Source organism: Paeniglutamicibacter sulfureus (assembly GCF_030512175.1).
Lineage (GTDB): Bacteria > Actinomycetota > Actinomycetes > Actinomycetales > Micrococcaceae > Paeniglutamicibacter > Paeniglutamicibacter sulfureus.
The window spans coordinates 815,899-841,918 of record NZ_JAULBL010000002.1; the positions used below are offsets into that span (position 1 = coordinate 815,899).

General features: G+C 63.1%; 22 protein-coding genes. 18 read left to right on the plus strand and 4 right to left on the minus strand.

All coding sequences use genetic code 11. The annotated features are described in order from the left end of the window. Positions 1-17: 17 nt before the first annotated feature. Positions 18-1,010: a 2-hydroxyacid dehydrogenase gene (locus Q2T94_RS10385; protein ID WP_302264153.1), complete on the minus strand. Its 993-nt coding sequence runs from the start codon at positions 1,008-1,010 to the stop codon at positions 18-20. A gap of 282 nt (positions 1,011-1,292) precedes the next feature. Between Q2T94_RS10385 and Q2T94_RS10390 the strand changes: the two genes are divergently transcribed. The 17 genes from Q2T94_RS10390 (at position 1,293) to Q2T94_RS10470 (ending at position 22,045) form a co-directional block, all read left to right on the plus strand. After that, positions 1,293-2,894, plus strand: a complete 1,602-nt coding sequence (locus tag Q2T94_RS10390; protein ID WP_302264155.1) for an ABC transporter substrate-binding protein — start codon at positions 1,293-1,295, stop codon at positions 2,892-2,894. Between the two features lie 64 nt (positions 2,895-2,958). Next, positions 2,959-3,978, plus strand: coding sequence for an ABC transporter permease (locus Q2T94_RS10395; RefSeq protein ID WP_302264157.1), 1,020 nt, complete (start codon positions 2,959-2,961; stop codon positions 3,976-3,978). 8 nt (positions 3,979-3,986) lie between these two features. Next, positions 3,987-4,961: an ABC transporter permease gene (locus tag Q2T94_RS10400; RefSeq protein ID WP_302264158.1), complete on the plus strand. Its 975-nt coding sequence runs from the start codon at positions 3,987-3,989 to the stop codon at positions 4,959-4,961. Continuing rightward, a complete protein-coding gene (locus tag Q2T94_RS10405) occupies positions 4,961-6,052 on the plus strand; it encodes an ABC transporter ATP-binding protein (protein ID WP_302266405.1) in 1,092 nt (363 codons plus the stop codon). The genes Q2T94_RS10400 and Q2T94_RS10405 overlap by 1 nt, the downstream gene beginning before the upstream one ends. After that, positions 6,049-7,128, plus strand: coding sequence for an ABC transporter ATP-binding protein (locus Q2T94_RS10410; protein WP_302264159.1), 1,080 nt, complete (start codon positions 6,049-6,051; stop codon positions 7,126-7,128). The genes Q2T94_RS10405 and Q2T94_RS10410 overlap by 4 nt, the downstream gene beginning before the upstream one ends. 152 nt (positions 7,129-7,280) lie before the next feature. Next, the gene (locus tag Q2T94_RS10415) at positions 7,281-8,066 is read left to right on the plus strand and encodes an isocitrate lyase/PEP mutase family protein (protein WP_302264160.1); all 786 of its coding nucleotides are present in this window, start codon (positions 7,281-7,283) and stop codon (positions 8,064-8,066) included. 840 nt (positions 8,067-8,906) lie between these two features. Beyond that, positions 8,907-10,472 carry an ABC transporter substrate-binding protein gene (locus Q2T94_RS10420; RefSeq protein ID WP_302264162.1) on the plus strand — a complete coding sequence of 522 codons (1,566 nt, stop codon included), beginning with the start codon at positions 8,907-8,909 and terminating at the stop codon, positions 10,470-10,472. Between the two features lie 116 nt (positions 10,473-10,588). Beyond that, positions 10,589-11,473: an ABC transporter permease gene (locus tag Q2T94_RS10425; protein WP_302264164.1), complete on the plus strand. Its 885-nt coding sequence runs from the start codon at positions 10,589-10,591 to the stop codon at positions 11,471-11,473. Beyond that, positions 11,473-12,426, plus strand: coding sequence for an ABC transporter permease (locus Q2T94_RS10430; protein ID WP_302264167.1), 954 nt, complete (start codon positions 11,473-11,475; stop codon positions 12,424-12,426). Before Q2T94_RS10425 ends, Q2T94_RS10430 begins: the two co-directional genes overlap by 1 nt. 4 nt (positions 12,427-12,430) lie before the next feature. Then, positions 12,431-13,285: an ABC transporter ATP-binding protein gene (locus Q2T94_RS10435; protein WP_302264169.1), complete on the plus strand. Its 855-nt coding sequence runs from the start codon at positions 12,431-12,433 to the stop codon at positions 13,283-13,285. Continuing rightward, complete coding sequence (locus Q2T94_RS10440; protein ID WP_302264172.1) at positions 13,282-14,085, plus strand: ATP-binding cassette domain-containing protein; 804 nt, start codon at positions 13,282-13,284, stop codon at positions 14,083-14,085. Before Q2T94_RS10435 ends, Q2T94_RS10440 begins: the two co-directional genes overlap by 4 nt. A gap of 46 nt (positions 14,086-14,131) precedes the next feature. Continuing rightward, on the plus strand, positions 14,132-15,496 hold the full coding sequence (locus Q2T94_RS10445; RefSeq protein ID WP_302264174.1) for an alpha/beta hydrolase domain-containing protein: 1,365 nt from the start codon (positions 14,132-14,134) through the stop codon (positions 15,494-15,496). Positions 15,497-15,561: 65 nt separating this feature from the next. Next, positions 15,562-16,659: an ArsR/SmtB family transcription factor gene (locus tag Q2T94_RS10450; protein WP_302264176.1), complete on the plus strand. Its 1,098-nt coding sequence runs from the start codon at positions 15,562-15,564 to the stop codon at positions 16,657-16,659. A 178-nt stretch (positions 16,660-16,837) separates the two neighbouring features. Continuing rightward, on the plus strand, positions 16,838-17,767 hold the full coding sequence (locus Q2T94_RS10455) for a LysR family transcriptional regulator (protein WP_302264179.1): 930 nt from the start codon (positions 16,838-16,840) through the stop codon (positions 17,765-17,767). A 149-nt stretch (positions 17,768-17,916) separates the two neighbouring features. Further along, the gene (locus tag Q2T94_RS10460) at positions 17,917-19,248 is read left to right on the plus strand and encodes an MFS transporter (RefSeq protein ID WP_302264181.1); all 1,332 of its coding nucleotides are present in this window, start codon (positions 17,917-17,919) and stop codon (positions 19,246-19,248) included. Positions 19,249-19,304: 56 nt separating this feature from the next. Next, entirely contained in the window at positions 19,305-20,582 is a 1,278-nt protein-coding gene (locus Q2T94_RS10465) for a M20 family metallo-hydrolase (RefSeq protein WP_302264182.1), read from the plus strand. Next, entirely contained in the window at positions 20,579-22,045 is a 1,467-nt protein-coding gene (locus Q2T94_RS10470) for an amidase (protein WP_302264183.1), read from the plus strand. The genes Q2T94_RS10465 and Q2T94_RS10470 overlap by 4 nt, the downstream gene beginning before the upstream one ends. Positions 22,046-22,048: 3 nt before the next feature. Here Q2T94_RS10470 and Q2T94_RS10475 read toward each other — a convergent pair whose 3' ends face one another. Continuing rightward, positions 22,049-22,498, minus strand: coding sequence for a UPF0158 family protein (locus tag Q2T94_RS10475; RefSeq protein WP_302264184.1), 450 nt, complete (start codon positions 22,496-22,498; stop codon positions 22,049-22,051). A gap of 268 nt (positions 22,499-22,766) precedes the next feature. On the opposite strand from Q2T94_RS10475, the gene Q2T94_RS10480 reads away from it, so the two are divergent. Then, entirely contained in the window at positions 22,767-23,864 is a 1,098-nt protein-coding gene (locus Q2T94_RS10480; protein WP_302264185.1) for an NAD(P)-dependent alcohol dehydrogenase, read from the plus strand. Positions 23,865-23,950: 86 nt separating this feature from the next. Here the strand turns inward: Q2T94_RS10480 and Q2T94_RS10485 are convergent, their stop codons facing one another. Both Q2T94_RS10485 and Q2T94_RS10490 read right to left on the minus strand, forming a co-directional pair. After that, positions 23,951-24,763: an enoyl-CoA hydratase/isomerase family protein gene (locus Q2T94_RS10485; protein ID WP_302264188.1), complete on the minus strand. Its 813-nt coding sequence runs from the start codon at positions 24,761-24,763 to the stop codon at positions 23,951-23,953. Further along, positions 24,760-26,013 (minus strand): CaiB/BaiF CoA transferase family protein, encoded by a 1,254-nt coding sequence (locus Q2T94_RS10490; protein WP_302264190.1) that lies wholly within the window; start codon positions 26,011-26,013, stop codon positions 24,760-24,762. Before Q2T94_RS10490 ends, Q2T94_RS10485 begins: the two co-directional genes overlap by 4 nt. Positions 26,014-26,020 lie beyond the last annotated feature (7 nt).

The following is a 26,020-nucleotide window of genomic DNA, read 5'->3' on the forward strand; positions in this document are numbered from 1 at the left end:
CGCGTGGAATGGGATGCCTACGAGACGGGAGTGACGAGCTCTCCGGATTCCACGTAGCTGCGCAGATTGTTCAGCGTCAACTCCGCCATGTCGGCGCGCGTCTCGTGCGTGCCGCTGCCCAGGTGCGGCAGCAGGACCACGTTGTCCAGGGCAAGGAGCTCTTCGGGAACGTGCGGTTCGCTGGCGAATACGTCCAGCCCTGCTCCGGCGATCCCGCCATTTTGGAGGGCCGCCACCAGTGCCGGTTCGTCCACGACGCTGCCGCGGGCAATGTTGATCAGGAAGCCCTTCGGGCCAATTGCCTCCAGCACCGTTGCATCGACCAACCCGGCAGATGCGGGGCCGCCTGCCGCCGCCACGATCAGCACGTCGGTGGCCGCGGCCAGGGCCGCTGCCGAGGGGTGGTAGGTGTAGGCACTGCCGTTGATTTCCGAGCGGTTGTGGTAGTGGATTTCGCAACCGAAGGCCTCGAGCCGCTTGGCGATTGCCGCGCCGATGCGCCCCAGCCCCAGGATGCCCACGCGCTTGCCGCTGGCACGGGTGGCCAGCGGGAAGTTCGCGCCGGTTGCCCAGGTGCCGGCGCGCACGAAGCGCTCGGCGGCGCTCAGTGAGCGCAGGGTGTCAAGGTACAGGCCCAGTGCGGTGTCGGCGACGCAGTCGGTCAGAACGTCGGGGGTGTTGCTGATCGGGATGTTGCGTTCGGTGGCCTGGGCGACATCGGTGGCGTCGTAGCCGACTCCGAAGTTCACGATGGCCTCCAAGTTTGGCAGGCGCTTCATGAGGTCGGTGTCGACGCCGATTTTCCCCGAGCACACGGCGACACGGATCGACTCGCCGTGTTCGGTCAGGAATTCCTCGCGGGCGGCTCCGGGCTCGGGGAGCACCAGGGCGTCGTAGTCGTCAACGAGCGCCTTGGCGACCGTGGGGTTGACCGGGCCGACGCGCATGATGGCGTTCCCGGATATGGGGCTGGGGTCGCGCCGCGTGATGGCGCTGGTATCTGCTGACATACCTGAATCCTAGGGAGACGCAAGCATGCGCGTCCAACACGCAGAATGCATGGATCAATACCGTTGGGGCATTGGTTCCCCGTCAGCCGCGTGATGTAGCGGAAGTCACAATGCGCATCGAAAGCCGATCGGAACCAACCGTCCCAGAACCGCGAGTTCATGCGGAAGCGGACCCTTGACGGGCCTTGGTTCCGGCGTCAAGGCTATGGGGACACGACCGGCAGATCCCCTCGCATTGGTCGTTCACACTCGTCCACTTCGCTCACCGCAGAGGAAACACCGATGTTTTTTTCCAGCAAGGCAACGACCCCCGTGACCCGCACCCGTCGACTCTCCATGGCCGTGGCCGCCGGCGCCCTTCTGGGCGTCACGGCACTGTCCGGCTGCTCCGTGGCCAACTCCTCGGGGGCCGCGGGTTCCTCGGGAGCCGGCGCACCGGCGGCCGGTGACACCCTGCGCGTGGTCCTGCAGCAGGAGCCCCCGACGCTGGAGGCCTGCGAATCGAACCTCACCAGCACCGGCGTCGTGGTGCGTTCGACCATCACCGAACCGCTGATCGAACGCAACCCCACCACCGGTGAGCTTGAGCCCAAGCTGGCCACCGAATGGACCAGCACGGACGACACCATCTGGACCCTGAAGCTGCGTGAAGGCGTGAAGTTCCACGACGGATCCGAATTCACCGCCGAGGACGCCGCGGCAACCATTGACCGAGCCGTCAACGGCAAGCTCGGCTGCAACGTCGAGGGCTACGTCTTTGGCGACGACGACCTGAAGGTCAAGGTCGTCGACGACACTACCCTGACGGTCACCGCCCCGAAGGCCGACCCCATCCTGCCGCTTCGCCTCTCCTTCCTGGAGGTCGTGCCCGCCGAGACCTCCACCACCGAAAAGGTGCGCGAACCGATCGGCACCGGCCCCTACAAGCTCGACAAGTGGGACGCCGGCCAGAGCATCAATGCTTCGGCTTTCGCCGACTACTGGGGCGAGGCCCCCGCCTTCCCGAAAGCCAACTACCAGTGGAGGAGCGAGGGCAGCGTCCGCGCCGCCATGATCACCTCGGGCGAGGCCGACATCGCCACCGGCCTGAGCCCGGAAGACAACATCGGGGACCTGGGCGTTTCCTACCCCAACAACGAAACCGTAGCCCTGCGCATGCACGCCGACAAGGCGCCCTTCACCGACATCAGGGTCCGCCAGGCCGTGAACTACGCCATCGACAAGGAAGCCATCGTCGCCTCCCTCTACGGCGGACGCGACAAGGCCGCTGCCCAGCTGGTACCCGAGGGCGTCGTGGGGCACAGCGAGTCCCTCCCGGTCTGGCCGTACGATCCGGAAAAGGCCAAGGCCCTGGTCGAAGAGGCCAAGGCAGCCGGCGCTGACACCTCGGCCCAGATCAGCCTGGTCGTGCGCTCCGCACAGTTCCCGAAGATCGAGGAGCTGGGCCAGGTCATCCAGGAGCAGCTGACGCAGGCAGGACTGAACGTGAAGCTGAAGATGCTCGAGACCAGCCAGCACCTGACCTACCAGGTCCGCCCGTTCCCCACGGATGACGAGGGTGCCATCATGCTGATGACCCAGCACGGCAACCAGGCCGGCGACGCCGCCTTCACCGTCGACCAGTACATGATGACCAAGGGAGCCCAGTCCGCCTTCGGCACCCCGGAGCTCGACAAGCTCATCACCACGGCCGATGCCGCCACCGGCGAAGACCGCCAAGGCGCTTTCGAGAAGGTCTTCTCCTACCAGAACGACAACGTGGTGCAGTTCGCCCACATCGCCCACCAGACCGGCATGCTCGGCGTGGCAGGCACCGTGAGCTACGAGCCGAACTCCTCCTCGGGTGACGAACTGCGCCTGGCCGAAGTCACCAAGGGCCAGTAGTTCCCCTTCCAAAGCCTTCGCAAGGCATTGGCAATCAAGAATTCGACGGAAAGCAACCTGGATAATGCTCACCTATTTGCGTAAACGGATTATCTCCTCCGCACTGCCGCTGGTGGTTGTGGTGGTGGGTGTCTTCGCCCTGGCCCGGATGACCGGAAACCCGGCAAGCCTCTACCTGCCACTGAACGCCACCGACGCGATTCGCGCGGACTTCATTGCCAAGAACGGCCTGGACCAACCCGTCCTTCTCCAGATGGCCGACTACTTCGGTGGTCTCTTGCGATTGGATTTTGGAACCTCGCTGCGTACCGGGGAGGATGCCGCAGCCATGGCGCTGCGCGCCTTCCCGGCCACGCTGCAACTTGCCGCGATGACCATGGTGATCGCCATCGTGTTGGCGATCATCGTGGGCTCCGCGGCCGCCCTGAAGCCCAACGGGGTGCTGGACCGCTTCGCGTCCTTCGTCTCCATGGCCGCCGCTTCGATCCCCGACTTCTGGCTGGCCATCGTGGGCATCTGGGTCTTCGCCATCTACTTGGGCTGGCTGCCCACCTCCGGCGTCATGGGCGCCGCCGCCTGGGTGCTGCCCGTGGCGACCCTGGTGATGAGGCCCTTCGGGGCGCTCGTGCAGGTGATCCGCGGAGCCATGGTCACCTCCCTCTCCGAGCCCTACATCAAACTCGCCCGCTCCAAGGGCGCCACCGAATACCGGGTGGTGACCGGCCACGCCCTGCGCAACGCCGCGGCCCCGGCACTGACCGTGGCCGGGGACCTCACGGTCGGGCTGATCAATGGGGCCGTGGTGGTCGAGACCATCTTCGGCTGGCCGGGCATCGGCAAGCTGATGATCGACTCGATCCTGCAGCGCGACTTCGCCGTCCTCCAGGCCTGCGTGCTGCTCACGGCCCTGGCGATCTTCGTGCTCAACATCGTGATCGATGTGGGCTACGCGCTGCTGGACCCGCGGGTCCGTCCCACCGCGGGGGCCAGGGCACGGCGCAAGGCACGGGACCTCACTCCCGGGCCCGATTCCACCACCCCCAGTGAAACCAACGTCCCTGCCGCCGCCGGCGCGAACGTCTAGGAAAGACCATGACACAGACACTGAATGCGCCCAAGCTGCGCGACCGCGGGCCCCGGCCCAAGAAGGCACGGCTCGGTGGTCCGAGCATGTTCCGGATGCTGCTGCGCGACAAGTTCGCCTCCGTCGGAGCGGTGGTTCTGGGCCTCGTGGTCCTGGTGGCCATCTTCGGCCCCGCGCTCATGGGCGAACTGGCCACCAAGCAAAACCTGATGTTCATGAACAAGGCGCCCTTCGACCCGGCCAACGGGTGGGCCTACGTGCTGGGCTCCGACTCCCTGGGCCGTTCGGTGCTCGCCCGCCTGGTCGTTGCCACCCGCACGACCCTCATGGTCGCGGTCCCCGCGGTCCTGGTGGCCCTGCTCATCGGCTCCCTCTGGGGCGTCTGGGCCGGCTTCCACCGCGGGCGGCGCGAGAACATCTCGATGCGCATCGCCGACATCATCATGTCCTTCCCCTCCCTGCTGCTGGCCGTCGTGGTCCTCTACGTCTTCAGCCCCTCGGTTGCGAACATCGTGCTGATCCTGGCCGTGACCCGCATCCCGATCTACATGCGCACCGCGCGGGCTGAATCCGCCGAACTGCAGTCGCGCACCTTCGTGGACGCTGCACGCACCTTTGGCACCAAGCCCAACTCCATCATCGCCATGCACGTGATCCCGGTGGTCACCCCGACCCTGCTGACCCTGGCCACGCTGGAATTCTGCTACGTCATGCTCGCCGAATCCTCGCTGTCCTTCCTGGGCATCGGTATCCAGCCGCCCGACGTGAGCTGGGGGCTGATGGTGGCCCAGGGGCGCCAATACCTGCAGACCGCCTGGTGGCTCTCGATCCTTCCCGGCCTGGCCATTGTCATCACCGCGATCGCCGCGAACCTGTTGGCGGCCTGGCTGCGCATCGCCACCGACCCGGCCCAGCGCTGGCGCCTGACCCTCGAACGTCCGGCCAAAAAGGCCCTGAAGACCGCAGCCAAGGAGGCAAAGTGATGATGGAAGTACTTGATCCCCAAACCAGCGAGGCGGCCACCGCCGAGGCCGTCCTGGCCGTCACCGGGCTCGACGTGGACATCCGCACCCCCACGGGCACCGTGCGCGTGGTGGGCAACGTTTCCTTCACCGCCTATCAGGGCCAGACCCTGGCGCTGCTGGGCGAATCCGGCTGCGGAAAGTCCATGACCGCCAAGGCCATCGCCGGCCTGCTGGATCCCGTCGCCTCCGTGGCCGGGGGAACCGTGGAGCTCGAGGGCAGGGACCTGAACGCGATGACCCCGCGCCAGCGCCGCGAGGTCGCCGGGCCCGGTCTGGGCATCGTCTTCCAAGACGCGCTGACGGCACTGAACCCCGTCTACACCGTGGGCGCGCAGCTCGGAGAGGCCTTTAGGATCCACCGCGGCATGAACAAGAAGCAAGCCCGTGCCCAGGCCATCGAATTGATGCGCCGGGTCGGCATCCCGGAGCCCGAGGTGCGGGTCGCTGCCTACCCCCACCAGTTCTCCGGCGGCATGCGCCAGCGCATCCTGATCGCCATGGCCGTGGCGCTGGGCCCGCGGCTACTGATCGCCGATGAGCCCACCACCGCACTGGATGTCACGGTGCAGGCGCAGATCATGGCGCTGCTGCGCCGGCTACGCGAGGAAGAGGACATGGCGGTCGTGCTGATCACCCACGACTTGGCGGTGGTGGCCGAGGAAGCCGACGACGTGTGCATCATGTACGCGGGCAACGTGGTCGAAAGCGGGCCGGTGGCCACGGTGTTTTCCACCCCCACCCATCCGTACACCAAGGGCCTGCTCGAGTCGGTGCCCACCCACGCGCGGCGCGGGGACGACCTGTCCTCGATCCCGGGCAGTCCGCCGGAGCTCAAGAACATCCCGTCCGGCTGCGTCTACGCGGACCGCTGCCCGATGGCCGCGGCGATCTGCCGCCAGGAGCGGCCGGAGCTGCGCCCCACCGGTGCGAACCAGTTCTCCGCCTGCCACTTCTCCGAATCCCTGCGCGCCGACACCAGCGCAACACCGGCCGCCGAATCCGTTGCCTCGCCGGAAACCACGTCGACCCTGCTGGAGGAAAACCGATGAGCACCCACGACACCCAGGCACCCAGGCAAAACGTCCTCGAGGTCCAGGAACTGTCCAAGTCCTTCACCGTCTCCGCCGGCTCCGGCGGATCGCGGAAGCTCAAGGCCCTGGACGGGATCAGCCTGTCGGTGGGCAAGGGGGAGACCCTGGGCCTGGTGGGCGAGTCCGGCTGCGGAAAATCCACGCTGGCCCGCACGCTGATGATGCTCGAGATCCCCGATTCCGGCACCGTGCGCTTCGACGGTCAGGACCCGTTTGCGCTCAAGGGCAAGGAGCTGCTGGCCTGGCGCCGGCGGGTGCAGATGGTCTTCCAGGACCCTTTCGCCTCGCTGAACGCGCGCATGAGCGCCGGGCAGATCATCTCCGAGCCCTTCGCCACGCACAAGGACCTGTACCGGGGCTCCGCGGCCCGTTCCAAGCGCCTGAACGAGCTGCTGGATTTGGTGGGGTTGCGCAGCACCGACGCGTACAAGACGCCGCAGGAGTTCTCCGGCGGCCAGCGCCAGCGCATCGGCATCGCCCGCGCCCTGGCCCTGGACCCGGACTTGATCATCCTCGACGAACCGGTCTCCGCGCTGGACCTCTCGGTGCAGGCGCAGGTGCTGAACCTGCTCAACGAGCTGCAGCAGCAGCTGGGGGTCAGCTACATCTTCATCTCCCACGACCTCTCGGTGGTCCGCCACGTGACCGACCGGGTCGCGGTGATGTACCTGGGCCGGATCATCGAAACCGGAGTGACCGAGGATGTCTTTGACCGGCCGCTGCACCCGTACACCGCGTCCTTGATGTCGGCTTCGCCCAAGCTCGACCCTGCAATGCGCCCGGCAAAGCGGATCGTGCTGAATGGTGAGCTGCCCTCGCCGCTGGATCCGCCCAGCGGTTGCAGGTTCCGCACCCGATGCTGGAAGGCCCAGGACATCTGTGCCTCGCGCCGACCCGAGGCCTCGGGGCCGGCCGCGGACGGGACGATCTCGCTGGGGATGCCCGCCATTGGACCGGCCGAGCGCGCCCACATGGCCGAATGCCACTTCCCGATTTCCAGCCCGGCCGAGGCGGGGCTGGTTCCCGCGGGCTGAGCCGCCCGGAAAAGTTGGCGACCAAGGCCGCACCCCGGAGAGCCACGGCGGTGCGGCATGGGCAGTTGCAGGGGACGGCCCCTTGTTCGTCATGGCCGCGCTTGTAGGCTGGGGGAATCCTGCAAATGGCTTGACCCGGGACGGAAAAAACCATGGCCACGTTTCACGAACTCCACCACCAAGATGCGCCACTCTTGTTGCCCAACGCCTGGGACGTGGGCTCGGCACTGGCCTTTGCGGCGGCGGGCTACCCGGCAGTCGGCACCACCAGCTTCGGCATCGCTGCAAGCGCCGGCATGCCTGATGGCTACGGGGCCAGCAAGGGTGCAACCCTTGCGCTCGCGGCGCAGCTTGTCCGCTTGCCCCTGCACGTCACCACCGACATCGAGGACGGCTACTCCGAGGACCCCACCGAGGTCGCCGAGTTCGTCGCCGAACTGGCAATACTGGGCGTGGCCGGGATCAACCTTGAGGACAGCCGGGACGGGCACCTGGTGGATCCCGCAAGGGTTGCCGCCAAGATCGCCGCCATCAGGCAACGCAGCCCCGGGGTATTCATCAACGCCCGGGTGGACAACTTCTGGTTCTCCGAGCAGGCCACGGTGGATGCCGTCCTGCTCCGCGCCACTGCCTATGCCGACGCCGGCGCCGACGGGATCTTTGCCCCCGGGGTTGTGGCCGCGGACGACATCCGCGGCATCACCGACGGGATCGGGCTGCCGGTCAATGTGTTGGCCCATCACACGCTGGGCGTTGCCGAACTGGGGAAGCTGGGCGTGCGTCGTGTCAGCTCCGGATCCTTGCCGTACCGCGCCGCGGTGGACGCCGCAGTGGAGAGTGTCAGCGCCCTGCGCGACGGCATGCCGATCCCGGCCGCCACGCCGTATTGGGAAATGCAGGCACGCCTGGAGGCCTTCCAGCTGGACTCCGCCGGCTAAATCCCCGCACGGCCCGACAGCATTTTCCGGTTGCCCCACGGTGACGCCGGTGGGTTTGCGGTCGGGCGCGCGTATCAATGCCAAATTTCACCGCTCGCCCGGTTCGCGGGACATTGCGGGACCACATCGCCCGCTGTAGCGCGGCCGGACAAGCGATGAATCTTGGGCCGGCCTTGGATCGGTCCCACTGCCGGATGATCGCCGTCCGCCCGTCAGGGTGGGCTTCCAGATACCAGCACCATGTGGCGGCATGCAACCATGGCGACGGTGCGGCTACCCGTTCGGGCCCATGCCGCTATCGGGACTGCGGGTCGTGCCCGCCGAGGTCTTACGTGGCATCCCGGAAGGGGACCTCGATCCTCCAGCGTGCAACATGACGAGAGAGGACGTGTGCCGCGCTGGCAGTGAGATCGGTGGTGAAAAAAGCAGTCATCGGGATCTGCGCCCTGAGGGGTCCTGCACGATTATGAGACCCACCTGCCCGGCTTTGTTCACCCGGTACCACAACTCACTTCGTCGTGGATCTGGCGTTCTCCGATGGTGACACGGCTATCGGCCTCAGTGGTGTTCCAGCTCGTGGGCGATATGGCTGCGGAGAAAACCCGAATGAAGGGGCCGACCACAGGACGGTTCACGGTGCAGATCATTGTTGGCTGCCGACATGTACTTCCGATGTCCCGGACGATCAAGAATTTTGGATGGAAACCAACCCCCAGGCCCTGCCTACTTTTCATTTACCGCGACTGCGGTAAATGAAACGGGTGTCACATTCGAAACCCCCTACTCTGATTGAACCCCACTCGCGGGCTCCCCACCTGGAATTTATTGAAAGGCTGCGCCATGATTTCGAAACGTAGTGCTGTGAAGATCGGCACTCTGCTCTGTGCCGCAATGGCACTCTCTGCCTGCGGCGGCGGACCAAGCTCGGATGCTGCTGCCGGATCCAGCGAACCGGTTACCGGTGGTGAGCTTGTCGTTGCATCACTCCCAGCGATGATCGACCCATATGTAACGACCTCGCGGTCGAACTGGATGGTTGCAGCCTCAACGTGCGAGGGCCTCTTTGCCAACGCAGCGAACACCACGGTGGACAACGGGCTTGCCGAAAGCTACGAGTATGACGAACAGACCGGTGTTTACACCATCAAGATTCGTGAAGGCGTCAAATTCCATGGCGGCGGCGAACTGACGGCAGCTGATGTGGTCGCCTCGCTGGAGCGTTATGGCAGCGGGGATGCCGGTGAGCTGTTCAGCTCGTTGACCAAGGAAATTTCCGCGGCTGGCCCGCTGGCCGTTTCGATCTCCACGAACCAACCGTCGGGTGCCATCCCAGCGCTGCTGGCAACACCGGACACTGGTGCCTACATCATGTCAGCCGCTTCATTGGAAGCGGCCGGTTCAAGGGACCTGACCTCACTGGATTGCACCGGTCCCTACAAGCTGGACAGCTTCGCGACCGACCAGCAAGCCGTGATCTCGCGTTTTGACGACTACGCCGCACGCAGCGAAAAAGCAGATGGTGCAACCGGGGCCAAGACAGCCTATGCGGACACGATTAAGTTCATCCCCTTTAACGACGCCAATGCCCTGAACCAAGTTCGTACCGGTCAGGCGCACATCGTTCCACAGTTCATGAGCATGGATCAGCTTTCTGTCTATGAGGCGGACCCATCACTGGAACCAGTGGTGAGTGAGGGCGCTGGATTCTCGCTGCTGCAGCTGAACAACAAATCCGGACTGATGGCAGATCTGAAAATGCGCCAGGCGGTATTGAACTCCGTAGATCCGGTAGCGATTGCCACCCAGCAACTTGGCGGGACCGAGTACTTTGCTGATGACTCGAGCCTGTTCCCCAAGGGCTCGCCATGGTATTCGGATGCCGGTGCAGACATTTACAAGAACAGAAGTGTTGATGCCGGTAAGGCTTTGCTTCAAGAGGCAGGATATGACGGCACTCCGGTCCGTGTGCTCTACCGTCCCGACTCCGATGGCTACGGCCCCCTGCTCAAGCAGCAGCTGGAAGGCATCGGTTTTGTAGTGGACCTGCAGGCCATGGATGCGGCCACCTTCGGCTCCGCCCGCACTGATCCCTCTAAGTGGGATATTTTCCTTGCCGGCGGTACCGCCTATTCGGATCCGCTGACAGTAGTGTTCCTCAACGACGATTTCCCGGGATGGTGGACCACGGATGAAAAGAAGTCGTTGATGGCTGATGTCACTGCGGGCAAAAACATCGAAGCCCGTCTGCCTGCCTGGAATGAAATGCAACAGCTGATCTGGGACGAGCTGCCATTTGTGAAGCTCGGGCACGAACCGCGGTTGAGCGTCATCGGAGCCAGTATCGGTGGGTTTGAACCGACGCAAGGGACTGTGCGCGGCTTCTATAACGTATGGATCGGCAACTAAGCACACCCGAGGGTGTGGGCGGGTGGTTCCGTCTCCGTGTGATTCAAGATGACGGAACCACCCCCAGCCTGCGCAAGAAATCTCGCTGTTGATCGTTCGCGGATAAGAAGAGAAACATGAAACCAACATTAAAGGCCCTGCTAAGGGACCCCTCAGCGATGACGGGTGCAGTCATCATTTTGCTGGTGGCCTGCCTAGCCCTGTTAGCGCCGGTTCTTGGCGGGGACCCAAATTTTGTCGATCCGGTAAACCGGCTGAAAGCGCCCCAAGCGGCATTCCCGCTGGGTACTGATGACCAAGGGCGCGACATGTGGACCATGCTGCTCTTTGGTGCCCAAACTGCCCTCGGAATCTCCGCGCTTTGTACGGTCCTGGCCATAGTCATCGGTTACCTGATCGGAATCATCTGCGGGTACTTCCCAAAGGTTGATGCAGTGGTCATGCGCATCATCGATGGGATGATGTCGTTCCCAAACATCATTTTGGTTATGAGCCTGGTTGGCGTTCTAGGCCGGGGCGTAGGGCCGGTGGTCTTCGGACTAACAGTGGTCTTGATTCCCCCGATTGCGCGCGTGGTTCGTTCGGCATCACTCAGCGTGAAATCGACTCCCATGGTCGAATCCGCCCGGGCAATGGGTGCCAAGGACTCTTGGATTCTGTCCAAATATGTTGCCCCAGAAGCCGTCTCCGTCCTGATCGTTCAAGCAACAATGGGTTTCGCTGCAACTGTGCTCTCCATCGCCGCCTTGAGCTTCTTGGGCATCGGAATCCCACCCGAAGTACCGAGCTGGGGTGCCAGCCTCTCGGCCGCGCAGAAATACATCGCCGTTGCCTGGTGGATCGGCGTCTTCCCCGGTGCGGCCATTTTGGTTACGGTGCTGGGCCTCATTCTCCTAGGTGACGGGCTGCGAGACTCCATGGATCCTCGAGCACGCCGCATCGCGGGCCTCGCAAAACTCAAGCCACTTGCCAAGGTCACGTCAAAGGAAGGACAGCACTAATGCTCAATTACATTCTCAAGCGCCTATTGGCGTTGCTGCCAACCATCGCCGTGCCCATGGTTCTGCTCTTCGTATTGCTGCGGCTGACTCCCGGAGACCCCGCCGCGGTCATCCTTGGCGAAGAAGCCACTGCTACTGACATTGAAAAGCTTCGAGAAGAGATGGGACTCAACGAGCCCATCATCCTTCAATTCATTGTCTGGCTCGGACGTATGGTGCGATTCGATTTCGGGGACTCGATATTTCTCCGGGCCCCGGTGAGCGAGCTAGTACTTGCTGCAGCCACAGTGACTGCCCAACTTGCCGTTCTGGCATTGATTGTTGCCGTCTTGCTTGGACCACTTCTGGGAGCGATTGCGGCATCAACCACATCAAAGATCACGGATAAGGCCATGGTCGTTGGTTCGGCGGTCGGCATTGCCATGCCGACGTTCTGGCTGGCCATCTTGATGGTCTTGGTGTTCGGTGTGATCTTACGATGGTTCCCTGTCGCCGGCTATGTGGCCCCAACGGAAAACTTCGTTCAGTTTCTCTCCTTCATGGCGATGCCGGCCCTGGCGCTGGGCGTTCTGGAGGCGGCCACGCTCTTCAGGTATTCACGTAATGGCGTCCTGGATGCGAAATTCCAGCCTTTCGTCAATACCGCGCGTGCTCAGGGCCTTGGCGAGAAGACCATTACTGGAAAGTATGTGTTCCGCGCGGCGCTGGTACCGGTCGTTACGGTGGTTGGGCTTTCCATGGCTTCATTGCTCGGAGGCGCAGTAGTTACCGAAAACGTCTTCTCGCTTCCAGGATTGGGCAAGCTCCTGCTCACAGCCGTAGATCGCCGTGACTACCCGCTCATTGAAGGATGCATTTTCCTCATTGCCATCATCTTTGTGTTGGTGAATCTCTTGGTGGATGTGGTCTGTGCACTGATCGATCCGCGTATCCGTATAGACAGCAAGGACTAGCGCCATGCGCGTAGGTGAAAAAGTGTTACTCGAAGTTTGCGACCTGAACGTCGACATCCTCAAGCCAGAAGGTCCAAGCAGAGTCGTTCATTCGCTGAGCTTCTCGCTTGAAGCGGGGAAGACACTGGGCGTTGTCGGCGAATCCGGTTCCGGAAAATCCATGACTGCCACCGCGATCATGGGGATCCTGCCGGATGTAGCGGTTGCTTCGGGCAAAATCTTGTACAAGGGCAAGGATCTGCTCACAGCGACTCATGCAGAACGGCGCAAACTAAGCGGTTCCGAGATCGGCTTCATTTTTCAAGAACCAATGAGTGCGCTGCACCCGACGATGACTATTGGCGAGCAAATGATTCGTCCCATGCGTATGCACTTGGGCCTGGACAAAAAACAGGCACATAATCGCGCCAGTGAGCTGCTGGATCTCGTGGGGATTCCTCCGACGCGAGGTGTACTGGGATCCTGTGTTCACCAGCTCTCCGGGGGCATGCGACAACGCGTCATGATCGCAATGAGTATTTCTTGCAACCCGGCCCTGCTGCTCGCAGATGAACCGACAACCGCCCTGGACGCCACTATTCAAAAACAGATCCTGGATTTGCTGCTGAAATTGCGCGATGACCTCGACCTGGCATTGGTCCTGATCAGTCACGACCTTGGTTTGGTGTCGCAATATACCGACGACGTCGTCGTCATGCTGGATGGATACGAAATGGAGCAGGGCGCTACCCAAGAAGTCATTACCAACCCGAAATCTGGTTACACCCAAGGCCTTTTGGAAGCGGCGCCGCGGCTGGGCCGTCAACCACACCGACTCCCGGTGATCGATAAGTCCATCTATTCAAAGGTGACGCCATGAAAACGGATCAGCTCGAAACCCAAAACGACCTCGTCCTGGAGCTTACCAACGTCAGCAAAGAGTTCAAGGTTGGCGGCATGTTCAAGCGTTCCAAGCACGTCGCCGTAGACAACGCCTCGCTTTCGGTCAAACGAAATCAAGTCGTGGGGCTGGTCGGCGAATCCGGATCCGGAAAGTCCACCCTGGGTCGAATCTCCATTGGGCTCATCAAACCGACCTCTGGATCTGTCCGCGTTCTGGGCCAAGACATTTTCGCCTTGGGCAAAGACGAATTGCGTTTGTACCGTCGCAAGATGCAGATGATCTTTCAGGATTCATCAAATTCGCTGAATCCGCGGATGAGTTTGCAAGAGCTCATTGAAGAGCCGATGCGCGTACAGAATCTATATTCTGCCGAGGAACGTCGCATACGGGCTCGAGCCCTTGCAGATGAAGTGCAGCTGGCCGAGGGCTGGTTGGGACGCTACGCGCATGAGTTCTCAGGTGGCCAGCGGCAACGTATATCTATTGCGCGCGGTTTGGCACTCGAACCGGAACTTATCGTTGCTGACGAACCGGTTTCCGCGCTGGATGTTTCGGTTCAGGCACGCGTCTTGAACCTGCTCAAGGACATCCAAGAATCGCGAAGCCTCTCGATGATCTTCGTGAGCCACGATATGGCCGTCGTGGAATTCATGAGTGATCAGGTAGCGGTGCTTTACAACGGGAAAATTATGGAAAACGGGTCAGCGGAAGACGTTTTCGCTAACCCGAAAAGCGCATACACGCGTACATTGCTGGACTCTTCGCCCAGTCTTTAGCGCGCTCTCTCGCTGGCATTTGGCTTCAAAACAGGAGATTTAGAACATGACCACCTCACAGACCCTAGTTCCGTGCGCCCAAATTTCGGGCCCGATCCCGGAAACCGAAGGAAATCGAGCCGTTGTGCTCGAATCCTACGGAACCGAACGAATGCCCTCATATGGATACATCCAGGAAGAATATTTTGTCTCGGGTAACGCAGCCGAGGCACCATTTCTCACACGCATCTTGGTTCGACGGCCTGAAGACATGGGCAAATTCAATGGTCGAACGCTCACGGAGGTAAGTCATATCTGGGGAGGAACCTCGGTCTGGCGCGCCTACAACCGTGCGCTGATGCGTGATGGGTACATGTGGATAGAAATTGACTCACAGGCTCCGTCGGCGCTGGACCTGATCCAGGGCGGCAATCCCGAACGGTATCGGGACATGGTGTTTACGGCGGGGGAGCTGGCAAGCGACTTCGCAGGATCGATTCCCTTCACAGAGAACCCAAGCCCCGAGATTCTTGCTGAACAATACGATGCGTTCAAGGAACGATGGTGGAAGGCGACACCCCAGTCATTTGAAATCATTGCACAAGTCGCACACGCACTTCGTGGAGGTCTGCCGGGAATCAGGAATTCGGAAGTCAAGACCCTTCTCTTCGCCGGGATATCCCAAACCGGCGGTGTGGTTCGTCGCTTTGTTGAGCAACACCACGATGCCATGCGCCGGGCGGATGGAGGGCCCCTCTTTGACGGATACCTGCCTGGAGCCTCAGGCGGTGAAGCACTACCGGATATAGATGTTCCGGTGATTGAGGTATTGGGTGAAGCGGAATTCCAGTCCGTTCGCTGGGATTGCGGGGTATCTGGGCAGGTTCGCGGACTGAGCCATCGCCGAGCAGATTCCGAAACATTCCGCCTTTACGAGATCGCAGGGATGGCACATCGGGAAACACGCCATATGAGTCAGAAGGATGTACTTAGACTCAAGGACTGCCCGCTGCCTCCCGGAGCACACTGGTCGACCTTCCCGAATTCCCATATTTACGGAGCACTACTGGGACTGCTTGCAGATTGGGCTGAGGGAAAGCTAGTGCCGCCTCCCTCCCAATTACTCGAAACCGAGGGGCACACCGATACCATTTCGCGTGATCAGTGGGGCAACGCTCTTGGAGGTGTGCGAAGCACCTACACCGATGCGCCGACGTCGACCCTGGTAGCTGCGACGCCCATGGGTCGGCCCTCGTGGTACCACGGCAATGAGACACCGTTTGATGGACAGCGCTTGCAAGAGATCTATGGCGATATTGATAGCTACCGTCGTGTCCTTGCTCGAGTTATTGACCGTCTGATGTTGCAAGGGTTTTTGCACCGTGTTGATGCTGAAGAGCTGCGGCTTTCTGCAGAGGAATTGCGCTTCTAAATGCGGTTGTTGCCTTGGGGTTGTGATGCACCTTGTCGCTAGCCGAGGTCAGCTAAGCTCGTCTCATGCCGATCATCTTTGACCTGACCGACGTCGAACCAGCGAACGTTACTGTCAGGGTTTCAGAGATGGCCGAGATGATGGCCATGCTCCACTGCATTGCGGAGCCTGGCCATCATCTTGAACTCTCGCGAGAACTCAAAGCGATTGATGCCGAAATATCCGCTCAGTTGAGACGGACCATGCGTTCGTTCTCACCGCTGTGGGCGCGATTCAGATTCCGCGCATTAATGCCATTGAACTCTAGGGCCAGCCAAGGCTTTGATTCTGAGCTGGCAAGCGTCGCAGCGCTGCCTCTCGAAGCATTTGTGCAGATGAGCGTTCAAGCGATCATCGGTGGTCGATCCGACCGTACCCTGGACATCATGAACGACAGCAGCGACCGTGCTGATTTTATAGAGATCTGCCGGACACGGAGTGAAGAGCGCGAAGAGCTAGGGGCTCGTTTGGCTCGCGATCCCGAGCTCTTCCGTCAGGTCCTGACTGCGTTTCTGCGAACTTTCCATGACACCTGCTTTCACTCGCGCTGGGAATCTGGTTCCGCACGGCTTAAAGCCAGCGAAGTTGAAGTCCAACGACGGCTGGCCGGGGGATCCGCTTCGATGGTGCTGGCCTCTTTGACTCCAGGCGCACATTTCTTTCCTCAGACCTCTCAGGTCGCTTATGACAAACTTCAGAATGCCTTCGTCAATGGCAGCGGCCGCAAATTCGTCCTTGTCCCAAGTAACCTGACGAAGCCTCACGTGGTCGTGAAGTACGACGACGAGTACGCGGGCTACGAGATCCCCATCATTGTGCAATTCCCGATCTCTGACATGGGAACCGTCAACAGAAGCATCCACGAAATCCAAAATCAAATGGCAGTCCTAGCCGATAGCGCCCGTTTGGAGCTGTGTCGGCACCTCGTAAACGAATATTGCACCACCAGCGATCTATCGAGACGACTTGGCATTGGAGCTCCGCAGGTATCGCGCCATCTCCGGAAACTCAGAGAAGCAGAACTTCTTGAATCGATACGGGATGGAAAAATGGTGAAGCATCGTCTTCGAATGAATGTTGTCTATTCCATAGGCTACGAATTTTTGACTCGAATCGTGAAGTAGGCCCAAACATTGAAAAACATTGAATGTTTCGTGCAAGGGGTGCCAGATTGAGGTCCGGTCATTGTGTGGCTGGGACACCGCCAGGCGGCATCTGGAGTATATTTGCACGGAAATCTGCGAATCTCGATCAAACAGGGGTGGCTTACTCAAAAGTGCGAAACTCCTCCATAATGCACTCATGAGCAAATCCTTCACGCTGGTGCAGTTGCGCTACTTCGGAGCGGTGGCCCGGCTGGAGAACATGACAGCGGCCGCGGCCGAGCTGAACGTCACCCAGTCCACGCTTTCCTCGGCCATCGCCCGGCTCGAGGAGGAGTTCGGCGCGTCCCTGTTCACCCGGCTCTCCAGCAAGGGGCTGCGGCTGACCCCTTCGGGCAAGCGCCTGCTGCTGGGATCCCAGGCTTTTCTGGAGGAGGCCGACCTGCTCTACCAAGCGGTCCTCGACGAGGGCGAAGCGCTCGCCGGGGAGCTGGTGGTCGGCATGTACTCGCCGCTGGCGCCGTTCAAGGCCCCCGTCATCCTGCAGGAATTCGAGGCCGCGCACCCCAACGTGAAGGTCAGTTTCCAGGGGGACCAAGAGTCGCTGCGCCAGGCGCTGCTCGACGGGGTCTGCGAGCTGGCGCTGATGTACGACCAGGGGGTGGGTGCCGAGTTCGACCGGCGGGTCCTGGAGCGGATCCCGCCGCACGTCCTGGTCCCGGCCAACCACCCCCGGGCAGCCACCCCGAATATGCCCGTCAGCCTGCGGGACTTCGCCGACGAGCCGTTGATCCTGCTGGATGCCAAACACACCCGCGAGTACTACCTGGACATGTTCAGCCAGCTCGGAATCCGTCCATCCATCCGCCACGTGGTCTCCGGCTACGAGACGGTCCGCTCCTATGTGGCCCGCGGCCACGGGTATTCGCTGCTGAACCAGCGGCTGACCAACGAATTGACCTATGCCGGCGGCTCCGTGGTTCCGCTGGACATCATCGAGAACCTGCCGCCGATCGAGATGTCGCTGGTCCGCCCCGTCGGAGCCAAGCCGACGCGCAAATCGCTCGCGTTCGAGCAGGTCTGCATCGGGCTCTACGGGTCTGTCTCCGGTGAAGCGGCCTCCGCCTGACCGAGCTCCAATCGATTCGCTCGATGGGCCTAACCGAAATTATTCGTTAGACCCATGTGACGGCAATCACCACAATGGTTCCAAGGGTAAACATCAAAAGCCGCCGCTTGAGTCAATGAGTCGAGCGGACCGCACACTCAGGAGCGTCGATGAAGACCGAGATCCATTCACCACAGCCCCAGGCAGTGCTCCAACGAGAGCGCAACGCCGCCAACGGCATGCAAAAGCGGGTGCTCGCCGGCGGCAGCATCGGCCAGTTCATCGAATTCTACGACTTCACCCTCTATGGTCTCTCCGCGGTGGTGCTCTCCCAGCTCTTCTTCCCCGGCACCAGTGCACTGGCCGGGCTCTTGGCCACCTTCGCGACCTTCGGCGTCGCCTTCCTGGTTCGCCCGCTGGGCGGACTGTTCTTCGGGGCACTGGGGGACAAGATCGGGCGCCGCAAGGTCCTGTTTATCACCCTGCTGTCCATCGGCTCGGCCACCGCATTGATCGGCCTGCTGCCCACGCACGCGGCCATCGGCGCGGCTGCGCCCATCTTGCTCGTCCTCTGCCGGATGATCCAGGGGTTCTCCGCCGGCGGCGAATCGGTCGGGGCCCCGGCCTTCGTCTTCGAACACGCACCGATCAACAAGCGCGGCTTCTGGCTGAACATCACCCTGGCCGCCACCGCGTTGCCCTCGGTCTTCGGCGGCACGCTGATCCTGGTGCTCTCCAGCTCCATGTCCTCCGAGGCATTCATGTCCTGGGGCTGGCGCATCCCGTTCCTCTTGGCCCTGCCCATGGCCTTCTTCGGCCTGTGGATCCGCGCCAAGACCGAGGAATCCGAGGCCTTCAAGGCCGTGCTTGCCAAGGAAAAATCCAAGGAATACAGCCCCATCCGCGAGGCCTTCGCCGAGAACAAGGTCCGCATGTTGCAGGTCATCTTCGTGATGGGACTGACCGCCATGGGCTTCTATTTCCTCTCGGGCTACTTCGTGTCCTACGTACAGGTCACCGGAAACCTCAGCCGTGACCAGTCGCTGCTGGCCAACGCCGCGGCCATGCTTTTCTACGCGCTGCTGCTGCCCGTCGGCGGGATCATCGGCGACAAGGTGGGCCGCAAGCCGATGTTGATCGCGGGCTCCGCGGCACTGGCCCTGCTGTCCATTCCGTGCTTCATGCTCGTCACCTCCGGCTCGCTGCCGCTGGCCATTGCCGGCCAGCTGCTCTTCGTGGTCCCGATGTGCATCTACGGCGGCGGCTGCTACACCTTCTTCGTCGAAATCTTCACCACCCGCACCCGCTTCACCTCGGCCGCGATCAGCTACAACGTCGGCTACGCGATCTTCGGTGGATCAGCCCCCTTTGTCGGAACCTTCCTGGTTTCCCAGACCGGGCTGAGCGCCGCACCGGGCTACTACATGGCGGGAGCAGCGGTGATCGTGTTCCTGCTGCTGACCCTCACCAAGGTCCCGGAGACTCACCACCGCGTCGGCTGACCACTTCCCGACACCCCCAGGCGAACCACCGAACCACTGCAAGGAGCAACCACCCCATGAGCGATGCAACATTCCTCACCGACTTCCACCACGTTGCCGGAATCGGGGCGACCGAGAACAACGGCGTCGAGCGCCAGGCCGCCACCGAGGCCGACAAAGCAACCCGCGACTGGTTTGCCGCCTTCGCGCGGACGCGGAACTGGGAGGTGCGCGTCGACGGGATCGGGAACATGTTCGCTTTGATCGAGCTGGTCCCCGGTGCCCCGTATATCCTGCTCGGATCCCACCTGGATTCCCAGCCGCTGGGCGGACGCTTCGACGGGGCCTACGGGGTGCTGGCGGGCCTACACGCCGCCGAGCGCGTGGCCGATTCCCTGGCTGCCACGGACACCACCCCGGTCTTCAACCTGGCCGTGGTCAACTGGTTCAACGAGGAGGGCGGCCGCTTTGCCCCCTCCATCATGGGTTCCTCGGTCTTCGCCGGGCTGATGGACCAGGAGAAGATGCTCGCCGTCAAGGACCTGGCCGGGACCACCGTCGCGCAGGCACTGGAAGCCATCGGCTACCTGGGCACCGACGAACGCCCGGACCTTGCCGGCTATGCGGAGATCCACATCGAGCAGGGCAGGATCCTGGAACGTGAGGGCATCACCCTGGGAGCAGTCGATTACTCCTGGCACACCCAGAAACTCGACATCGAGGTGCTCGGCGAGCAGTCGCACACCGGGGCCACGGCCATGGCCGACCGCCACGACGCGCTGGTGGCCGCCTCCAAGGTCGTGCTGCTGGTCCACGACGTTACGGCGAAATTCGCCCCGGAGGCGCTGGTGTCCTCGGTCGGGCAGCTGACCCTGGAACCGAACTCCCCGATCGTGGTGGCCCGCCGGGTGCACCTGGTCGCCGACCTGCGTTCGGCAAGCCCGGAAATCGTCGCCGAGGCCCGGGCGTCCCTGCTGGCCGACATTGCGCAGATCGCCAAGGACCACGACATCCGCATCAACGTCAACGACTTCGACGTGCGCGGCATCCAGTACTACCCCGAGGACGGGCTGGAACTGACCGAGAAGGTCGCCGCGAACCTGGGGCTTTCGGTGCGCCGGATCCGCACCATGGCCGGACACGACTCGGTGGCCATGAACCGCATCGTCCCCACCGTGATGATGTTCATTCCCTCGGTGGACGGGGTCAGCCACTGCGAACGCGAGTTCACCACCGATGCCGACATGGTGGCCGGGGTGAAGGCGCTGGAATCCGTGGCCTGGGAAATGGTCAACGGCGCGCTGGCGGCAAACGACCCGACCGAACGCGAGCTCTCGAAGGCAGGTTCCCGATGATCTCCACGACGGCAGCGCCCAAGCCGGAGACCTCGCTGGCACACATTTCGGCCACCGACGCGCTGGCGGGTTTCCGGTCGTTGGAACTTTCGCCCGTAGAGGTCCTCGAGGCCCAGATCCAGCGGATCGAGGAGCATAACGGGGACCGGGAGACCGGCATCAATGCCTTCACCGAGACGCTCTTCGACTCCGCCCGCGCACAGGCACGTGTCGCGGCGGATGAATACGTGCGCCTGGCGCGGGATGGCGGGGGAGCCCCTGCATTGCTCGGCCTGACGGTGGCCACCAAGGAAAAGCACGGGATCGCCGGGCTCAAACTCGAACAGGGCCTGGCTGCCCACCGCGGACGCGTTGCCCCGGTCGACCACCCGGTGGTGGAACGGCTGAGAGCAGCGGGCGGGATCGTCCACGCCCGCACCACGAGTCCCGAATTCAGCTGTGCCACGACCACGCATTCGCCCATGTGGGGGATCACCAGGAACCCGTGGAACAAACAGGCCACGCCCGGGGGATCCTCCGGCGGTGCCGGGGCCGCATTGGCCGCCGGGTTCACCACGCTTGCCACCGCATCGGACATCGCCGGGTCCACCCGCATTCCGGCCGGGTTCACCGGGACCGTGGGCTACAAGGCGCCCTATGGCCGGATCCCGGGTGCCGGCGCGCTGGCCGCCGACTGGTATCGCGGCGACGGGCCGATGGGACGCACCGTTGCGGACACCGCGCTGCTGGCCGGCGTCATGTCCGGACGCCACCACACCGACCACGGATCCTGGGGCGAGAACGGCATCAACCCGCTCGCCGCAGGTGACGTTGCGGGGTTGCGCATCGGGCTCTCGCTCACGCTGGGCAACTACCCCGTGGCAGCGGAGATCGTCGAAAACACCGTCAGGGTCGCCCGGGCACTGGAAGCCGCAGGGGCCGTGGTCGTGCCGGTTGACTTGCCTTGGACCACCGCGCGGATCACTGAGACGACCTTCGCCCACTTCGGGCACATCCTGGGCCCGGCCATGGCAACCGAAACCGCAGGGACGGAGTCGGAATTGGCGGCCTACACGGCCCGGTTCATCAAGGACGCCGCAGCCGCCGCAAACCGGCACACCCTGGTGGAATCCCTGGCCATGGACCATGCGCTCCAGGCCGAGCTGGCCGCGGCGATGGCGGGGCTGGATGCGCTGCTGTGCCCGACCTCGGCGGTGGCCTCGCTGGTTGCCGACGGCAACTACCTGGACGGGATCGAGACCTCCGAGGGGCATCTGGGCCATTATTGGGAGGCGCACCTGACCAGCCCCTTCAATGTCGCCAACCGCTGCCCGGTCGTTGCGGTTCCCAGCGGGCTGTCCTGCGACTCGGTGCCCACCGGCGTGCAGGTCGTTGGCCACCCCCTTGACGAGGCCATGGCCTTCCGCGTTGCCGCGGCAGTGGAGAACCTCGTCCCCGGACCCGGCTTCCCGCTGCTGGGGTAGCCCCTACGCCTGCTCGTTTCCGAAGGTGTCGTTGGAATCGGGGTCCTCAATGGCCTCGATTCCGACCAGCCACCGGATGACGACTGCACGCATGGCCTCGTCCTTGAACCTGTACCAGGCTTCGCGTTCCTCCGGGAAGGTGCCCAGCACGTCCCTGAAATGCCGGAACGGCTTGCTGCGGATCAGTGTCTGCTCGATTTTTGTGCGGGCCTCGCCCTCGGGCAGCGCGTAGGCAAAGTCCTCCATGTGCCGAAACGACTCGTAGGACTCGAGGTGGTCAATCGAGGCGTAGTTGCCCTCCTGAATGTCCGACATGTCCAGGTCCTCCTCGAATCCGGGGAGCACCACGTCCCCGGTGTCCAGGTTCAGGTAGAACTCGGCCCCCAGGGAACCGTCGTCCTGCATGGCCCAGGCAATCCGTTCCAGGTCGAGGTCCTCGAGCTTTAGCATCATGCTTCCTTGCCGCGCGTCGGTGTAGTGTCACCACCAGCCTTGCGCCACTCGATCCATCGCGCAAGGCCATACGGGCATGGGCGACGATTCAGGCGTTATGGTCCCCACTTCATCCTTGACCATCCCCGTGCCGCGGGGTTAGCTGAAGGCGGTGACCCTCGCGCCGTTGCGCCTTACGTGCGGATCGCCGCAGTTGTGCGGGATATGGAGCCCACGCTTCCACCGGGCACGTACCCTCCTTCATTCTCCTAGACCCGAAGGGAAAACCATGAAGACGAGAGCAGCAGTGGCCATTGCCCCCGAAACCGACCTGGAAATTCGCGAGATCGAGGTTGACGACCCGCGCGCCGACGAACTGCGGGTGAGGATGGTTGCCTCCGGGGTTTGCCATACCGATGCCATCATCCGCGACCAGTGGTACCCGGTTCCGCTGCCGGTGGTCCTGGGCCACGAGGGTGCCGGGATCGTCGAGGCCGTTGGCTCGGACGTGCAGGGATTCGCCGAGGGTGACAAGGTCGTTATCGGCCCGGCCTTCTGCGGTCGCTGCGAGCAATGCCTCGCCGGGCATCCAATGTATTGCGTGAACTTCTACGACCGGAACTTCGGAGTCCAGCGCCCGGATGGCTCGAAGTCCTTTTCCGACGCGCAGGGACCGATCGGGTCGCACTTCTTCGGCCAGTCGTCCTTTGCCGAGCTCACTAACGTGGTGGCCCACGGGGCGGTCAAGGTCCCCGATGGCGTGCCGCTGGAGATCCTTGGCCCCCTGGGCTGCGGCATCATGACCGGTTCCGGGGCCGTGCTCAATGTCCTGCAGCCGCAGCCCGGTTCCTCCATCGCGGTGTTCGGCACCGGAGCGGTGGGCATGGCCGGCATGCTGGCAGCCAAGGCCGCCGGCGCGACGACGATCATCATGGTGGACATCGTCCCCGAACGCCTGGACTTTGCCAAGGAGCTGGGAGCCACCCACACCGTGAACTCCAAGGAGACCGACCCGGTCGAGGCGATCAAGGAAATCACCGGTGGAGGCGCCAACTTCGCGCTGGACACCACCGGGGTGCCCCCGGTGTTCTCCCAGATGACACAGTCATTGGCCACCCGGGGCCACGGTGCCTTGGTCGGCGCCGCCAAGCTGGGGACCGAGGCGCCGTTCGCCATCGGCAACCTGCTGCTGACCGGGATCAAGGTTTCCATGGTCATCGAGGGCGACGCGGTGCCCAAGGAATTCATTCCCCGGCTGGTCAGCCTGCACGCCAGGGGCCTGTTCCCATTCGACAAGCTGATTAAGAAGTACCCGTTCGAGGACATCAACCGGGCCTTCGCCGATTCCGCGGACGGCTCGACGCTGAAGCCGGTCATCGTGTTCTGACGCCATCGGATCCGGAGTACTGGGTGGGCGGACATTTCACGGGGAGCATGTCCGCCCACCGTTCCCGCGAGGCAACGGCTTCGGGCTCAGCCGCCCCAGGTGAAGCGCGGCCTTTCGCCCTCCAGGAACGCGCGTTGGCCCACGGCGAAGTCCTCGCTGGCCGGCAGCTTCGCCCATTCCGCGCGCCACAGCTCGTCCTCCGCACTGCTCCCGGAAACCATGGAATCGATCAGCGACTTCATGGTGTGGATCGAATATTGCGAGCGCATGGCCATGCGGGAGACCAGACCCTGGCTCAGGACCTCGAACTCGTCCTCCGGGACCACGTCCGTCAACAGCCCCCAGGCCGCTGCCTTCTGCGCCGGGATCAGGTCCGCGCTGAACAGCACGTACTTCGCCTTGTCCGCGCCCAGCCGCTGAACCAGGCGTTCAATGCCGGAACGCGGATAGATGATGCCCAACTTGGACGGGGTGACCGCAAGCCTGACGGTGTCGGCGGCAATGCTCATGTCGCAGGCCGAGGCAATCTGCCAGCCTCCGCCCATGCACGTCCCGCGCACCAGTGCGACTGTTGGCTTGCGCGCCGCGCAGATCGCCGCATCGGCGGCACTGAGGTGGTCTATGGCTTCCCCGTTCGCGCCCTCGTCGAACAAGACCCGGCCGAGTTCGTTGATGGCGGCACCGGCCGAAAAGTCGTCTCCGCAGCCACGCAGCGTGATGACCTTGACCTGGGGGTCGGCATCGAGCAGGCGCACCTGTGCGGCGAGGTCGATGCACATGTTCCGGGTCAGGGCATTGCGCTGGCTCGGGTTCTCAATCACAATCTCGCCGATGTCGCCCTTGATTGCACTGGAGATGCGACCTGCCACCGTTTGGGCTGCCGCCGTCGTTGCGCTCATGCCGTCGCTCCGCTCGGGGCCAGGACGGCAGGCTCCCTCACGATGCCCTCCGCCATCAGGCGGTTGATCTGTTCATCGTCGAGTCCCATGTCGGAGAGGATCTCGCGGCTGTGCTCGCCCAGGGCGGGCGGTGCCTGGCGCACCGGCGTGGGCACGCGGTCGATGCTCACGGGGCCGCGCAGCACGCGCAGCTGGGTTCCGTCGGCGCGCCGGGTTTCGGCAATCAGTCCCAGCGCGCGGGCCTGGTCGCTGCTGACCGCCTGCACATAGTCGAACACGGGACCGCTGGGGATCCCCACGCCATTGAGCTCCTCGATCCATGCGGTGGCCGGCCGGGTCGACAACTCCCGGGTGATCAGATCGTTGAGTTCTTCGCGGTGCAGTGCCCGGTCCCGGCCGGTGGCGAAGCGTGGCTCCTCGGCCAGGTCGATTCGCCCGATCACCGAGCAGAATGCTGCCCACTGGGATTCGGTGGCCACCGCCACCACGATGTCGTCGCTGGCCGTGGCGAAGGCCCCGTAGGGCGCGATGGTCGGATGGTTGTTGCCCTGGGGTTCCGGCGCGCGATCCAGCGTCAGCGCGGTTTGCCCCTGGAAGGCGGAGAGTCCCAGCGCGGTCTCGAACAGCGAGGTGGAGACGTTGTGGGCGTCCCCTCCCCGTGCCCTGGCGTAGAGCGCACTGACCAGCGCGAAAGCGGAGACCATGCCGGTGGTGATGTCGACGATCGGAATGCCCACGCGGTAGGTCTCCTCCGCGCTTCTGCCGGTGACCGAGGTCAGCCCGGAGGTCGCCTGGATGACCTGGTCCAGACCGGCACGGTCCTTCCAGGGTCCGGCCGTGCCGTAGCCGGTAATCGAGGACACGATCAGCCGTGGATTGATGGCACGCAGCCGCTCGGCCGCAAGCCCCATCTTTTCCATGGTTCCGGGCTTGAAGTTCTCCACGAGCGCATCGGCGTCGGCCAGCAGCCCGGCGAGCAGTTCCCGTCCGGCATCGCTGTAGAGATCCAGCGAGATCGACTTCTTGTTCCGGTTGGTGGAATCGAAGTACAGGCTGTGGTCCCCATCGAACGGCGGCCAGGACCGCGAGGAGTCCCCGCCGGTGACGGTCTCGATCTTGATGACGTCCGCACCCATGTCCGCGAGCAATGCGGTGCAGTAGGGGCCGGCCAGCGCGCGGCTGAGGTCGATGACGCGAATACCGCTCAAGGGCAGCAAGGGGTTCTCCTTCTGGGGAAATGAATCTGACATGGCCGTG